Below are 14,363 nucleotides of genomic sequence, written 5' to 3'. Positions count from 1 at the left end.
CGGACACGTCATGGCAGGTCGGTCGGGCGGGGGTTGAGCGGCTCACCGAACCGTGGGGCCCGGCCGGGGACGCAGTGGCCGTCGATGGACACGTCCGCGTACGAATCGAACGCCTGGAAGAAGATGGCAAACCCGTCTGCCGCTGTCCCACCGAGGTACCCCTTCGGGTAGCTGATGACCGTCCGCTCCGGCGTGAGTTCCGTGTCGTGCTGAACACGCGCACCCTCGTACCCGATCGCCGCGAGGGCCCGTGTGACCCCCTCGGCAACCTGATCCGCTGTACCAGGAAGCGGGAGCCGCCGAGTGCTCGCGTAGGTGTACTGCGCAGCGTCCTCGCCATCACTTCCGCAGAGGTTCCACCCGGGGTCCTCGTCACCCCAACCGTCCTGCCCGACGACCGAGCGCACGGCGGCGAAGATGTCCAGGACGTCCTGGTGCGACTGTTCGACGTTCATCGACGTGTCCTTCTGGATCGGGGAGTCCGGGGAGGCGCCGGTGCACCCGGTCAGGAGTGCGGTGACCACCAGGGCTCCGGCGAGTGAGGCGCCCCACGGTTCAGAGCGTCGGGTCACCGGTGCCCCCGGTCTGCCAGCCGTACATGAGCCAGTCGTCCCTGGTCTGCTGCCGCATCCGGTCGAAGGGGCCGCCTCGCTCCGGGATCTCGTCCCCGTGTCCCATCGCCGCTCGTGCAGCGTTGTGCTGGGCGGTGGTCCCATCGTCGAAGTACGAGTACCGGCCGTCGTCGTCATCGCCGTCGTACGGCCCGTGGCGGGTGACGCCGTGCAGGGTGTCCGACCCACGACCCTCGGTCTCGGAGCTGAACGCGTGCGCGTCCCACGTGGACTCGGTCGGGTCACGCCGACCGGACAGGTTCTGCCCGGTGACGGCCCAGCCGTCCTTCGCGCCCTGGCTGGCGAAGACCTGCCCCTCGGGCACGTGCAGCGCGGACGCGTTCGGTACGGCGTCCGTCACGCCGGCCGAGCCGAGCAGCACCACGTGGTCGGCGTGGGTCTTGGTCAGGGCGATGGTCGCCACGGTCGTGCCGTAGGAGTGCCCCATGACGGTCAGGTCGGCGTCCCGCCCGGCGGCCGCTCGCGCCGCGTGGAACCCGTCGAAGTCGGCGACGAGTCGCTCGGCGCCCGCTCGCGCTCGGTCGTCCGCCAGGACGGTCCGGAAGGACGGGTCGTCGGCCATCGGCGGGTGGTAGCCGATCCAGGACACGACGGCGATGTCACTGCGGCGGATGCCAGCCACACGAGCCTCCTCACGACGCATCCCGCGGGCGATCGCGCTGTAGTCCTGCACCGTGCCGTCCTGGTACGTCGCGGTGTTCATGCCCGGCACGATGACGCTGACGTGCGTGGCACGGTCGAGGTCACCCGCGACGATCTGCGCGAGCGGGGGACGGTCGTCGACGAGTGCCACCAGCGAGACCGGTGTCGTGGCGAGGGTGTCCTGGATGTTCCGGTAGGCGTCGCGCTGCCGTTCCCAGACGAGCAGCTGCTCCCGTGCCGTCGCCGCTTCGGCCGGGTTCCGGGCGGCGTCGTGCCGCCCACGCCAGTGGCGGACCTGCTTCCGCGCGTGTGCGAGCCGGTCAGCCAACACCGTCGTGTTCGCCCGTGCCCGCGCCCAGGAGGCGACACCGTTCAGGTTGCCGATGACCGCCGGCATCGCCGCGACGAACGCCCGCTGGACCGCGGACGGCACACCGTCGACGCCCGACATCGCCTGCCACCACCCGGCCACCTGCGCAGGGTCGAGTCCGGCGAGCCGCTCGGCGACCCGTGCGTCGTCACCGAGCGCGGCGACGGTCTCCGGGTCGAGGGTGCCGAGCCAGGTGAGGAACTGCCCGTCGCTCATCGCGGACACGACCGTGGCGGAGACCAGCTTGCCGAGCACCGACCGGTCCTCGAGCGCGGAGGCCGCCGCTCGGTCGGCTGCGGCTCGGCGGGCGACGAGCTCGTCCCACTGCGCCGTCAGCCGAGCGTCCAGCGCTGCCAACCACTCCCCGCTGCGCTCCAGCTGCTGCAGGAGCGCACGGTCCGACTCGACCGCATCCGGTCCGGACGCCACCACGGTGGCATCGCGGATCGCCCGCTCGTTGGCCGCGATGTCGTCCGCGGTGTTCCGCCGGGTCGTCTGCAGGCTCGCGGCGTCGTGCTGGATCTCCCGCACCTGGCGTGCGTAGGTGGCGAGTGCGGCCGACGCCGCGTCCAGCCGCGCCGCGACGCGCTGGGCACTCGCCGGCATCGCCGCCGCCGTCACGAGGAACCGCTGTTGCGCCCGCCCCGCCCAGCCGGACGCCGCGTGCTCCGCGGCGACGAGCACGTGCCGGGCGCCGTCACGGACCGCGTCCGAGTGGTCGTCGTGCCGACGGGCGATCCGCTGGATGCCGTCCGGGTCGCCCGCGACCGGGTCCGCGCTCACCGGACCCGCCGGGCGAGGTCGGCATCCGCACACAGGACCGCTTCGGCGGCGGCGGTCACGTACTCGCGCAGCGTGTCCGCGTCGTCACCGAGGGAGCGGATCATCGCGTCGTGCGCCCTGGCCGACGCGACGAACGCGGACTCGACCGCCCCCGAGCCGAACGCGCCGCCGTCCGAACCGGACAACGGGCGCTCAGAGCGGAGGTCGGTGACCGCCTGCCCCGCCGCTCGTGCGACCGCCTGCATCGTCGGCAGGTCGACCGTCAGATCCCCCATGGTGCCCCCTCGTGTTCCCCGAGGAGGTCAACATATCACCGCTGAAGTATGGCGTGTCAAGCGGTGTTCAGCGGTCGATCGGGCGCCCCCGCACCCCGCTCGCCCAGCCCGTGTCCGCCGTGCCCCCGACCCGGAGCGACAGCGTGCCGCCCCGGGTGACGAACGACGCCGGCACCCAGGACCGCTCGTGCGTCCACCCGTTCAACCGGGCGCTCTGCACGTACGGCTCGGTCCCCGAGGACCGGATGACGATCCGCTCGCCGCTCGAGCGCCGGATGTCGACCGTGCTGAACGTCGGGCTGCCGATGAGCATCTCCGCTCGCCCGGGCGTCTGCGGGAACAGGCCGATCGAGGCGAAGACGTACCAGGCGCTCATCGTGCCGAGGTCGTCGTTGCCCGGCAGGCCGCCGGGGCCGGTCGAGTAGGCGTCGTCCACGACCTGCCGCACGGTCTCCTGCGTCTTCCAGGGCTTGCCGAGGGCGTTGTACATCCACGGCGTGTGGATGTCGGGCTCGTTCGTCGGGTCGAACTTCGTGGCGTCGCCACCGGTCACCGCGAACGCACCGGTGCTGTCGTGGAAGAAGTCGTCGAGCCGAGCGGTCGCGGCGTCGTCACCGCCGAGCGCGCTCGACAGCCCCTGCACGTCCTGCGGCACGAGCCAGGTGTACTGCGCGCTGGTGCCCTGTGCGAACCCGGTGCCGGTCGAGGGCGACCAGTCGGGCGTCCACGATCCGTCGGCCTGACGAGCAGCCTGGTAGCCGACGGCGGCGTTGAAGGTGTTCTTCCAGTAGGTCCCCCGCTCCGCGAACATCCGGGCGTCCGACCGCAGCCCGAGGGAACCGGCCCAGTACCCGAGCGCGCTGTCGGAGATCGAGTCCTCGAGGGTCTCGGCCGCACCGCCCCAGCAGGAGCAGTCGTCGTTCGCCGCGTACTGCCGCTCCAGGTACTCGTCGAGTGCGGGCCGCTGCGCCAGGCACTGCCCCGGGCACCCGATGTCGCTCTCGGCGTCCGCGTTCTCGACCGTCGCCTGGCGCTTGAGCGAGGCGTAGGCAGCCCGGACGTCGAAGTTCCGGACGCCCATGGCGTACCAGGTGGCGAGCGTCGCGGCCGAGGGGTCGCCGGTCATCACGTGCGTCGGCGCTCCGAGGTGCAGCCACCGGTCCCACACGCCGCCGTTCTGCTCGGCGAACCGCAGCATCGACTGCGCCATGTCCCCGGCGACGTCCGGCCGCAGCAGGGCCAGCAGCTGGATCTGCGCCCGGTACTGGTCCCACCCGGAGTACGTGCCGTAGACGGCCCGGTGTCCGCGGTCCATCCGGTGCACCCGCAGGTCGGGCCCGAGGTAGCGCCCGTCACGGTCGTTCAGCGTGTTCGGCTGCATGAGTGCGTGGTAGACCGACGTGTACAGCTGGGTGGTCCGGTCCGCCGTGCCGCCACCGACGCGCAGGCGCGACAGTTCACGGTTCCAGGAGGCCCGTGTGCCGGCCGCCACGCTGGCGACGGTCGAGCGCCCGGTCACCTCGCCGTCACGGTTGGCGACCGCTCCGGCCGCGCTCACGTACGATATGCCGATCTTCGCCTGCACCGTCGCTCCGCGACGCGCATCGAACCCGACCCACGCGCCGGAGCCGCGTCCGGCGCGGTCGGCGCCGGTCAGGTAGCCCTCCCCACCGGAGGAGGACGTGCCTCCAGGCTGGACCGTGCCGTCCTTCCAGGTGCCGGTGCTCGCGAACGCCGTGTCGAAGGTCGCGGTGAAGTAGAGGCGGTAGTAGCTGCGGCGGTCCGGGTTGGTGGCGCCGCCGCCGTTCGCGCGGCGGCTGCAGAAGCCGCCGGTCAGGACGCTGCCGCTGACCGTGCGGGTGCGGGGGTCGACGCGGGTGATCGCGGCCTCGCTGCCGTTGATCGAGTTCGACGTGCGGAAGAGCAGGTTCGCGTCCTTGCCGGCCGGGAACGTGAACGCACCGACGCCAGCGCGGGTGGTCACGGCCAGGTCGGTGCGGACGCCGTTGTCGAGCGTGACGCCGTAGCGGCCGGGGCTCGCGGACTCCTGGTCGTGGGAGTACCCGGCGGCGTAGACGGCGTCCTTCGAGTCGGCGGACGGCGAGGTCGTGACCGGGGTCGTGACCGGCATGATCGGCACGTCACCCGCGGCACCCGGCGCACACCCGGCACCGTTCAGGTGCGTCAGGCTGAAGCCGCGCAGCCGGTTCACGTCGTACGAGTAGCCGTTCGCGACCGGGGTCGACGTCTGGTCGCCCGCGGTGCCCGTGGGACTCCACTGCAGCATCCCGAACGGCGCCGTGGCACCCGGCCAGGTGTTGCCGTTGTTGCTCGTGCCGATGAAGGGGTCGACGTACCGCGCGGGATCGCTGACGGTGCGCCCGGCCTGCGTCGACGGCGAGGCCACGGCCGGCGCGGCGACGATCGCCGTGCCCAGCAGTGCGGCGATCGTGGCCACCGCGGCGAGCGGGAGCGGACGGACGAGCGGGCGACGGTGCACGCGAGATCGGTTCACATCGGCGACGCTAGCCCCCTCGGACGGGGGACGCCGCCTGCGTCACCGAGCGCTCTCCCGCTGTTCACGTCGGGTTCGGCGTCGGGCCCGGCCTCGGTCAGACGACGGTGCGGGCGGCGACCTCGTCGACGAAGGTGCGGACCCGCTGCCGGAACACCGGATCCGCGGCGGCCCCGCGGACGGGCACGACGTGCAGTCGCCGGTCACCCCGACGCAGCGCCGGCCCGACGAAGACCCCCTCGGCGACGTCCGGCGCGGTGGCCGACCAGAGCGTCGAGCGAGCGCCGTCCTCCGCGGTCCGGGCCATGCTGCGGGCGATCATGCCGCCGAGGCGCTGCGCGAGGGTCTCGGCCTGGTCGTTCATCCCCGTCGCCGCGATGCCGGGGTGTGCGATGACCGAGCGGACGTCCGAGCCGGCCGCGCGGAGCCGCTCACCGAGGTCGACCGCGAGCGCCGTCGCCGCCGTCTTCGAGTCGGTGTACACGGCGAGCTGGGAGTAGTCGCTCGGATCGTCGACCCCGCCCGGTGCGGGCACGCGGCGGGTGCGCTGCGACAGGTTCGACCCGACGAGGACGACCCGGGGCGACGGTCCGCCGAGCACCGGGATCATCGCGTCGGCGAGCACGGCCGGCCCGACGACGTTGGTGGCCCAGGTGCGTTCGATGCCCTCGTCGGTCAACCCGAACGCGCCCAGCGTCGCGCCGGCGTTGTTGACGAGGGCGTCCACGACGATGCCGTCCGCCGCGAGCTGCCGGGCGAACGCCGTGACCGAGGCGACCGACGCGGTGTCGACGACCCGCGCCTCCAGGCCGACGGGCAGGACGCGAGCCGCCTTGTCGGGGTTGCGGACCGCCGCGATGACGCGTGCTCCGGCGGCTGCGAGTCGGGTCGCGACCACCAGCCCGAGTCCGCCGGTCGCGCCGGTGACCACCACGGTCCGGCCGTGCTGGTCGGGCATCGCGGACGGTTCCCACTCGAAGGTGTCCATGGTCGTCTCCTGCTCACTCGTCGTGTGGAATCGGATGATCCATCCGGAACGGTAGCACAAGCGGATAGAGTGTCCGCATGACGATCGCGATGGCCCGACCCGAAGCGCTGCGCTCCGATGCGCAACGCAACCGGACCGCGCTGCTCGACGTCGCCCGGTCGTTCCTCGAGCGGGGCGAGCAGCCGCTCCTCAACGCCGTTGCACACGAGGCCGGTGTGGGTGTCGGGACCGCCTACCGGCACTTCCCGTCGCAGCAGCACCTGCTCGAGGCGCTCGCGATCGATGCGCTCGAGGACATGCTCGACCTCGTCCGTGTCGCCGTCGCGCTGCCCGACGCGGTGGACGCGCTCCGGGGGGTCGTGACGGCTGCGTTCCGGAGCATGGTCGACGACGCGGCCCTCGGCGACCTCCTGACGAACGGCGGGTTCTCGTGCGCTGACACCGCGGCGCTCGCGGGCGACCTGGTCGAGTCCGTCGACGCGTTGCTCGCACGGGCACGGGCCGAGGGGCTCGTGCGTGCCGATGTCGACGCGGACGACCTGCGACGACTGCTGTGCGGGATGCGGGCAGCCGCCGTGGCGGGTGGCTCCCGGGTGCACGACCCCGAGCGCTACGTCGAGGTGCTGCTGGCGGGCCTCCGCCCGGCCTGACCACCACCCTCGCGCCCCGCGTGCCTCGCTGTCAGGATGGGCGCATGAGCGTCATGGTGTCCGTCTTCGATGCGTACCGGTCCCGCACGAGCGAGAAGTACACGGCCTACCCGCCGGACGTGCTCCCCATGTTCGTCGCCGAGATGGACAGCATGCTCGCCGAGCCGATCCGCGACGCCCTGGTCACGGCGGTGACGAACGGCGACACCGGGTACGTCGGGCACGGACGGGCCCTGCCCGAGGCGTTCGCCGACTTCGCCGAGAGCCGGTGGGCATGGCGGGTCGACCCCGACCTCGTCCGCACCACCACGGACGTGTCGGTCGCGGCGGTCGAGGTGCTGCGCCGGGTCATCGAGCCGGGCGACCAGGTGGTCATCATGCCGCCCGTGTACCCGCCGTTCTGGGAGTACGTGTCCGAGGCCGGCGGCACCGTCACCGAGGTCCCGCTGCTCGCCCCCGCAGGCCCGGCCGACCCCTTCGACACCACGGCCGGCTGGCGGATGGACCTGGACGGCATCGCACAGGCGTTCGCCGACGGAGCCCGCACGGTGCTGCTCTGCAACCCGCACAACCCCCTCGGCCTGGTGCACGACCGCGCGTCGCTCGTCGCACTCGCGAAGCTGGCCGCCGAGTGGGACGCCGTCGTGGTGTCCGACGAGATCCACGCGCCGCTCGTGCACGCCGACGCGGTGTTCACGCCGTTCCTGGAGTCCTGCCCCGAGGCCGCGTCGCTCGGTGTCGCCCTGACGAGTGCGAGCAAGGCCTGGAACCTCGCCGGCACGAAGTGCGCGATGATGATCGGCGCCTCGGAGCGGGCCCGCGCCTGGTTCGACGGACTGCCGACCGAGGTCGTCGAGCGCACCGGCATCCTCGGCTACACCGCGAGCGTCGCGGCCTTCAGCGAGGGCGGACCGTGGCTGGCGTCACTGCTCACCGAGCTCGCGGCGAACCGGCGCACCCTGGCCGAGCGGATCGGCGACGTGCTGCCCGGCGCCGAGTACCGGCAGCCGCAGGCGTCGTACCTGGCGTGGCTCGACCTGCGGGCGCTGCCGTGGGGCGACGACCCCGCGGCGGAGCTCGTCGACCGGGCGAAGGTGGCGCTCGGCTCCGGCCCGGCGTTCGGACGGCAGGGCCGGGGCTTCGCGCGGCTGAACTTCGGGTGCTCGGCGGAGACCCTCGACGAGGGGCTCAGCCGCCTCGCCGCAGCCGCGCGCGCCTGAGCCCGAGCCCGACGCCTACTCGAACCGCTGCCAGGCCGGCTTGTTCGCGTACGTGTAGCGGTAGTAGTCGGCGAGCTGCAGCCCGGCGGCGGCTTCCTCGTCGACGACGACGGTCGCGTGCTCGTGCAGCTGCAGGGCCGAACCGGGCACGAAGGAGCTGAGCGGCCCCTCGATCGCAGCGGCGACGGCCGCGGCCTTCGACGGGCCCTGGGCGACGAGGACGAGCTCGCGGGCCTCGAGGATGGTGCCGAGCCCCTGCGTCATGCAGTGCGTCGGGACCTGCTCGGGCGAGTCGAAGAAGCGCGCGTTGGCGTCACGGGTCGACGGCGCGAGGGTCTTGATGCGGGTGCGCGAGGCGAACGACGAGGTCGGCTCGTTGAACCCGATGTGGCCGTTGGCCCCGATGCCGAGGATCTGCACGTCGATCCCGCCCGCGGCACGGATCGCGGCGTCGTACTCCTTGGCCGCGAACTCCAGGTCGGCGGCACGTCCGTCCGGCACCCGCACGCGCGAGGCGTCGAAGCCGAGCGGCGCCACGACGTCGCGAGCGATCACGGCCGCGTACGACTCGGGGTGCTCGAGCGGGATGCCGACGTACTCGTCGAGGGCGAACCCACGAGCCTCGGCGAACGAGATCTCGCCCGCCTGCACCCGGCGCTGCAGGTCGGTGTAGATGCCCTGCGGGCTGGATCCGGTGGCGAGACCGATGACGGCGGACGGCTTCTTGGCGACGACGGACGCGATCTTGGCCGCGGCGACGCGACCGACCTCGTCCGGCGTGGGCAGGATGATGATCTCCACACGGCAAGCCTACTGGTCATGACCAGTCTGCGACAGGGGTCGTGTGGGTAGCGTGGAGGCATGCCGACCCCCGACTTCGTCCTGTCCCTGCGCGAGAAGATCGGCACGGCGCCGCTCTGGCTGTCGGGCGTGAGCGCCATCGTGACCCGCGGCTCCGGCGCCGAGCGCGAACTGCTCGTGGTGCGGCGGGCCGACACGGGCGCGTACACGCCGGTCACCGGGATCGTCGACCCGGGCGAGGAACCCGCCGTCGCCGCCGAACGCGAGGTCCTGGAAGAAGCCGACGTCGTCGCCGTCGCCGAACGTCTGGCCTGGGTCCAGGTGCTGCCCGAGATGACCTACCCGAACGGCGACCGGTCGCAGTACCTCGACCTGGTCTTCACCTGCCGGTACGTCTCCGGGACGCCGAACCCCGCCGACGGCGAGAACACCGAGGCGTTCTGGGCCCGGCTCGACGCCCTGCCCGACATGTCGGAGAACATGCGGGCACGCGTCGAGGCCGGGCTGGCCGACGAGCGCGAGGCGCGCTTCCAGCGCTGACCCCACCGGTCTGGAGGCGCGGTGCCAGGCCGCCACGGGCCTCCCGTCCGCCGTCGGTGCCGCCCACCCCGCCAAAGCGACAGAAGTCCGCGAAGCATCCGCGCCCATCTGTCGCTTTCGCGACGGTGAGCGCGGTCGCGAGCGCGATCTGTCGCTTTCGCGGGGGGGGTGGAGCTACGCGAGCGGCGCGACCGCCACGGGTGCGCCGAGCAGGCGCACGGCGACGGGGTCGCCGGTGGCCCGGCGGTCGCCGACCTCGTGCTGGACGGTCACGACGGTGTCGTCGTCCAGGCGGACGGTGGTGCGGCGGATCGACCCGAGGAAGCTCGAGGTGACGACGGTGCCGGTGATGCCCTCCGGAGCGAAGGCGATGTCCTCCGGCCGGACGTAGGCGAGCACCGGCCCGTCCGGAGCCGAGGAGTCGAGCGCCGGCACCCGGAACCCGTACACGAAGACGTCGCCCCCGCGCAGGTCGCCCTGCAGCCGGTTCGACTGGCCGACGAAGTCCGCCGTGAACGCCGACGACGGGGTGCGGTAGAGCTCCTCGGGCGTGCCGACCTGCTCGATGTCGCCCGCCTGCATCACGGCGATCCGGTCGGAGACGGCGAGCGCCTCCTCTTGGTCGTGCGTCACGAACACGGTGGTGATGCCGAGGTCGCTCTGGATGCGGCGGATCTCGTCGCGCAGCGACACCCGGACCTTCGCATCGAGGGCCGACAGCGGCTCGTCGAGCAGGAGCACCCGGGGGCGGGTGACCAGGGCACGGGCCAGGGCGACGCGCTGCTGCTGCCCGCCGGAGAGCTGGTGCGGGTACCGCTCGGCGAACTCGCCGAGGCGGACCATGTCGAGGGCCTCGACCACCCGGCTCTTGCGCTCTGCGGCGGGGACCCGGCGCATCTCGAGGCCGAAGGCGACGTTCTGCCGGACCGTCATGTGCGGGAACAGCGAGTACTGCTGGAACACCATGCCGATGTCGCGCTTGTTGACCGGGGTGTCGGCGACGTCCTGGCCGTCGATGCGGATCGAGCCGGCGTCGATGGCCTCGAGGCCCGCCAGCGCGCGGAGCGCCGTCGTCTTGCCGCAACCGGATGGGCCGAGCAGTGACACGAACTCCCCCGGCTCGACACGGAGGGACAGTCCGGCGAGTGCACGGTGTGCGCCGTAGTGCTTCTCGACGGCGTGGAGTTCGACGACGGCACCGGTGGTGGCGAGGGACGCCGGGGCTGCCGGAGCGGTGACGGTCATGCGGACTCCTCGAGGCGGGGACGACGGGTGGTGCGGGTGCGGCGGACGCGGCCCGTGCGACGGGTCCCGATGCGGCCGATGAGGACGAGCAGCACGAAGCCGAACGCGAGCGCGGCGACCGAGAAGATCGCGGCGACGTACGGGTCGGTCCCCTGCACGAGCACGAGCCCGGTCTGGAACGTGCTGCGGGAGAGGAACGCGGCGAGGGTGTACTCGCCGAGGACCACGGTGATCGTGAGGAAGCACGCGGCGGTGATGCCCCGGCGCAGGTTCGGCAGGAGCACGCGCCAGGTGACGGTCCACCACGAGGCACCGAGCGACCGGGCCGCCTCGGACAGGACGATCAGGTCCGTCGCGGTGATGGCGGCGGCGATCGGGCGGAACGCGAACGGCAGCGTGATGATGCCGATCGCGAACGCCAGCGTCCAGGAGCCGGACCCGAAGACCTGCGAGACGACCTGGTACACGGGGATGAACCCGACGACGAGCACCACGACCGGCACGGTGATCGGCACGATGCAGACGAACTCCAGGACGCTCCGGAGCCTGGGGTAGCGGAGCGCGGTGATGATCTGGGCGGGCAGCAGGACGAGCAGCACGATCCCGACGGTGATCACGGCGATGAGCAGCGACGCCCCGAGCCCGTCGAACACCGGCTGGTAGGTGAACGCGTTGGCCGGGTCACCGATCGCCGCCCAGTGCGCGAAGGTGAGCCCGCCGTCGGTGCCCTGCCGGAAGGTGAACTGCAGCAGGGCGACCAGCGGCACGGCGAACAGGAGCCCGATCACGGTGAGCACGATCGCTGCCGCACCACGGGACGGGGCCGTGCCGAAGCGGCGGACGCGGGACGGGCCTCCGAGCCGAACCGGCTGCGCCGGGCGGACCGGACGGACCGGGGCCGCCGCGCTCATCGCTGCCACCGTGCGGCACGGCGCTGCAGCAGCGAGTACGCGCCCATCACGACCGCCATCACGACGACCATGCCGAAGGCGAGCACCCCGGCGACGTTCTGCAGGCCGGCGAGCGTCTCGCTGGTGAGCTGCGTGCGGATCGTCAGCGGCACGATGCCGCCCTGCGAGATGAGGGCCGCGGCGGTGGCGAACGACGAGAAGCCGTTCGCGAAGAGCAGCAGGAGCGACCCCCAGAACGCCGGCGCCAGGACCGGCAACGCGATCCGGCGCCAGTACGTCAGGCGCGAGGCCCCGAGGGTCGCGGCGGCCTCGCCCCACTGGGCCTTGACGCCCTCGAGTGCGGGCATGAACGTGAGGACCATGAGCGGCACCTGGAAGTAGACGTAGGGGATCACGAGCCCGGGCACCGTGTACAGGAAGGCGCCGTCCGCGTTGAGGTCGACGTGGAAGACCGTCACCAACCACGTCGTGACGAGGCCCTGCACACCGATCGTGGCGATGAACGCGAACGCGAGCATGACGCCGCCGAACTGGGCGAGGACGCTCGCGGCCGAGTCGATCATCGACCGGACCAGTCCGTCCGGCCGCAGTGCCGAGAGCGCCCAGCAGACGACCGCGCCGAGCACGGCACCGATGACCGCGGAGGCGGCGGACAGGCCGAACGACCCGCCGAACGCCCGCAGCACGGACGGGTCGGCGAAGGCCGCGAGGTTCGCGAACGTGAACGCTCCGGAGCCGTCGAAGAAGCCACTGCCGATCGCGATCACGGCGGGGACCGCGAGGAACAGCAGGACGTAGGCGGCGAAGGGCGTCAGCCCCAGCCAGGCGAGGCCGACGCGGCGCCGGACACGGGGTCCGGCGCCGCGTCGGACGGCATCGGTGGACGCTCGTGCGGACGTCGGGCGCACGGGGCTCGTCGCGCTCGTCGCGCTCGTCGCCGGTGCGGCGTCGGTCGCGGCTGCGCCGCTCGCCGCGGGCGCGTCTGCCGATGCGGTGGTCATGCTGCTCAGGACCCCATCGTCGAGGACCACTTGGCCTTGAGCACCTTGGCGGCGTCGGCGACCTGCGCGTCGGTCAGCTCGACGTAGTCCTTCGGTGCGCCACCGGCGGCGTCGAGGGCGTCCTGGTCGACCTTGCCCGACTTCGTCAGCGCGGCGAGGGTGGACGGGAAGGCGCCGGCCTGCAGGTACAGGTTCTGGACCTCGGGGCTGGCGATGTACTCCTCCCACAGGCGGGCGGCCGCGGGGTGCGGGGCGTCCTTGTTGATGGCCTGCGAGTAGTACGAGCCGAGCGCCTGCCCCTTCGGGACGACGGTCTTCCAGTCCTTGTTGCCACTCGCGCCCGCCGCCGGGCCCCAGGCCAGGTTGTTGTACGACCACTGGACGACGACCGGGGTCTCACCCGAGGCGACGGTGGCCTGCGTCGGCAGCACGTTCTGGAAGTTGCCGGCCTGCTTGAGCTTGCCGAAGAAGTCGACGCCCTTGGTGATGTCGTCGGCCGAGCCGCCGTTCTCCAGCGCCGCCAGGTACACCGCGGACGCGGCCTGGTTCGCCTGCGTCGGGTCGCCGCCGATCGAGACCTTGCCCTTGTACTCGGAGCCGAGCAGGTCCGTCATGTCCTTCGGGGCGTCGGAGATCTTCGACGAGTCGTACCCGATCGACATCAGGCCGGTGTAGTCGCGCGTCCAGGCGCCGTCCTCGTCCTTCAGGTTCGTGGGGATGTCGTCCCAGTTCGCGACCTTGTAGTCGGCGAACAGGTCGAGGTTCTCCTGCAGCACGGCGTTCCCGAGGTCGAGCACGTCGGGGGCGGTGGACTGGCCCTTCTGCGACTTGACCGCGGCGACCTCGTCGGCGCTCGAGCCGTTCGGGTTCGCGGAGTTGATCTTGATGCCGTACTTCTTGGTGAAGCCGTCGATGATCTTGCCGTAGTTGGCCCACGTCGGCGGGAGCGTGATGACGTTGAGCTGGCCCTCGGCCTTGGCGGCCTTGACCAGGGCGTCCATGCCGCCGGCGGACTCGGCGCTGGTGGTGGTCTTCCAGTCGGCGTCGCCCTTGCTCGTGCTGGCGGAGCTCGTCGAGGAGCATCCGGCGAGGGTGACGACTGCGGCGGCGGCCAGGGCGATGCCGGCCAGGGTGCGCTTGTGCTGCACGGGTGGGCCTTTCGGGTGGGGGAAGGTGCTGCGGGGACCGGGTGTCCGGGTTCTGCTCGATCGTGGACGCGGCCGGTTTCCGGCCCGTGCTCCGGTGGTGAACGACGGCGGAACAGCGGGTGCGGCTGTACGCTTTGCTCGTTCTGGGCGCAGGGTCGCGCCCAGACCAGGCCTGGAGGCACGGATGCGGTTCACGACGACGGTCCTGCAAGCGCGGAAGACGGCGACCGGACTCCCCGTCCCGGAGTCCGTCATCGAGGCGCTCGGATCCGGCAAGCGCCCCGCGGTGGTCGTCACGATCAACCGGGGCTACACCTACCGCTCCACCGTCGGGGTCATGGACGAGCAGTTCCTGGTGCCGCTGTCGGCCGCCCACCGTGCGGCCGCCGGGATCGCCGCCGGGGACACCGTCGAGGTCTCGCTCGAGGTCGACACCCTGCCCCGGACGGTCGACCTGCCGGAGGACCTGGCCGCCGCGCTGCAGGAGGCCGGCGTGCGTGCGGCGTTCGACACGCTGTCCAACTCACGGCAGCGGGCGCTCGCCGACCCCGTCACGCAGGCGAAGGCCCCGGAGACCCGGGCCCGGCGGATCGAGAAGGCCGTGGAGTCCCTGCGGGGGTAGGGCTGTCTCTTATACACATC

General features: G+C 72.3%; 14 protein-coding genes. 4 read left to right on the top strand and 10 right to left on the bottom strand.

Annotated elements, in window-relative coordinates:
• Nucleotides 1-8: 8 nt before the first annotated feature.
• The 5 genes from DEJ05_RS12305 to DEJ05_RS12285 form a co-directional block, all read right to left on the bottom strand.
• Nucleotides 9-572, bottom strand: coding sequence for a hypothetical protein (locus DEJ05_RS12305; protein WP_258376147.1), 564 nt, complete (start codon nucleotides 570-572; stop codon nucleotides 9-11).
• Nucleotides 556-2,427 carry an alpha/beta hydrolase gene (locus DEJ05_RS12300; protein WP_111110540.1) on the bottom strand — a complete coding sequence of 624 codons (1,872 nt, stop codon included), beginning with the start codon at nucleotides 2,425-2,427 and terminating at the stop codon, nucleotides 556-558. The genes DEJ05_RS12305 and DEJ05_RS12300 overlap by 17 nt, the downstream gene beginning before the upstream one ends.
• Complete coding sequence (locus tag DEJ05_RS12295; RefSeq protein ID WP_111110539.1) at nucleotides 2,424-2,702, bottom strand: hypothetical protein; 279 nt, start codon at nucleotides 2,700-2,702, stop codon at nucleotides 2,424-2,426. Before DEJ05_RS12295 ends, DEJ05_RS12300 begins: the two co-directional genes overlap by 4 nt.
• Before the next feature lie 67 nt (nucleotides 2,703-2,769).
• Complete coding sequence (locus tag DEJ05_RS12290) at nucleotides 2,770-5,217, bottom strand: GH92 family glycosyl hydrolase (RefSeq protein WP_258376146.1); 2,448 nt, start codon at nucleotides 5,215-5,217, stop codon at nucleotides 2,770-2,772.
• 97 nt (nucleotides 5,218-5,314) lie between these two features.
• A complete protein-coding gene (locus tag DEJ05_RS12285) occupies nucleotides 5,315-6,205 on the bottom strand; it encodes an SDR family NAD(P)-dependent oxidoreductase (protein ID WP_111110537.1) in 891 nt (296 codons plus the stop codon).
• A gap of 77 nt (nucleotides 6,206-6,282) precedes the next feature.
• On the opposite strand from DEJ05_RS12285, the gene DEJ05_RS12280 reads away from it, so the two are divergent.
• Entirely contained in the window at nucleotides 6,283-6,855 is a 573-nt protein-coding gene (locus DEJ05_RS12280) for a TetR/AcrR family transcriptional regulator (protein ID WP_111092814.1), read from the top strand.
• A gap of 44 nt (nucleotides 6,856-6,899) precedes the next feature.
• On the top strand, nucleotides 6,900-8,075 hold the full coding sequence (locus tag DEJ05_RS12275; RefSeq protein ID WP_111110536.1) for a MalY/PatB family protein: 1,176 nt from the start codon (nucleotides 6,900-6,902) through the stop codon (nucleotides 8,073-8,075).
• A 15-nt stretch (nucleotides 8,076-8,090) separates the two neighbouring features.
• Here the strand turns inward: DEJ05_RS12275 and nagB are convergent, their stop codons facing one another.
• Entirely contained in the window at nucleotides 8,091-8,876 is a 786-nt protein-coding gene (gene nagB, locus DEJ05_RS12270; protein ID WP_110895274.1) for a glucosamine-6-phosphate deaminase, read from the bottom strand.
• 60 nt (nucleotides 8,877-8,936) lie between these two features.
• Between nagB and DEJ05_RS12265 the strand changes: the two genes are divergently transcribed.
• Nucleotides 8,937-9,416 (top strand): NUDIX domain-containing protein, encoded by a 480-nt coding sequence (locus DEJ05_RS12265; RefSeq protein ID WP_111110535.1) that lies wholly within the window; start codon nucleotides 8,937-8,939, stop codon nucleotides 9,414-9,416.
• Between the two features lie 174 nt (nucleotides 9,417-9,590).
• On the opposite strand, the gene DEJ05_RS12260 is transcribed toward DEJ05_RS12265, so the two are convergent.
• The 4 genes from DEJ05_RS12260 to DEJ05_RS12245 are packed head-to-tail and all read right to left on the bottom strand — an operon-like array spanning nucleotide 9,591 to nucleotide 13,721.
• Nucleotides 9,591-10,661 carry an ABC transporter ATP-binding protein gene (locus tag DEJ05_RS12260; RefSeq protein WP_111054111.1) on the bottom strand — a complete coding sequence of 357 codons (1,071 nt, stop codon included), beginning with the start codon at nucleotides 10,659-10,661 and terminating at the stop codon, nucleotides 9,591-9,593.
• Nucleotides 10,658-11,572 carry an ABC transporter permease gene (locus DEJ05_RS12255; protein ID WP_111029032.1) on the bottom strand — a complete coding sequence of 305 codons (915 nt, stop codon included), beginning with the start codon at nucleotides 11,570-11,572 and terminating at the stop codon, nucleotides 10,658-10,660. The genes DEJ05_RS12260 and DEJ05_RS12255 overlap by 4 nt, the downstream gene beginning before the upstream one ends.
• On the bottom strand, nucleotides 11,569-12,573 hold the full coding sequence (locus DEJ05_RS12250; RefSeq protein WP_258370508.1) for an ABC transporter permease subunit: 1,005 nt from the start codon (nucleotides 12,571-12,573) through the stop codon (nucleotides 11,569-11,571). Before DEJ05_RS12250 ends, DEJ05_RS12255 begins: the two co-directional genes overlap by 4 nt.
• 5 nt (nucleotides 12,574-12,578) lie before the next feature.
• The gene (locus DEJ05_RS12245) at nucleotides 12,579-13,721 is read right to left on the bottom strand and encodes an ABC transporter substrate-binding protein (RefSeq protein ID WP_111029030.1); all 1,143 of its coding nucleotides are present in this window, start codon (nucleotides 13,719-13,721) and stop codon (nucleotides 12,579-12,581) included.
• Nucleotides 13,722-13,905: 184 nt separating this feature from the next.
• Here DEJ05_RS12245 and DEJ05_RS12240 point away from each other — a divergent pair, with 184 nt between their 5' ends.
• On the top strand, nucleotides 13,906-14,343 hold the full coding sequence (locus tag DEJ05_RS12240; RefSeq protein WP_111110534.1) for a YdeI/OmpD-associated family protein: 438 nt from the start codon (nucleotides 13,906-13,908) through the stop codon (nucleotides 14,341-14,343).
• Nucleotides 14,344-14,363: the final 20 nt, after the last annotated feature.

The organism is Curtobacterium sp. MCLR17_045, from assembly GCF_003234405.1.
GTDB classification, from domain to species: Bacteria; Actinomycetota; Actinomycetes; order Actinomycetales; family Microbacteriaceae; genus Curtobacterium; species Curtobacterium flaccumfaciens.
This window is presented reverse-complemented; position numbering and strand designations above follow the sequence as displayed.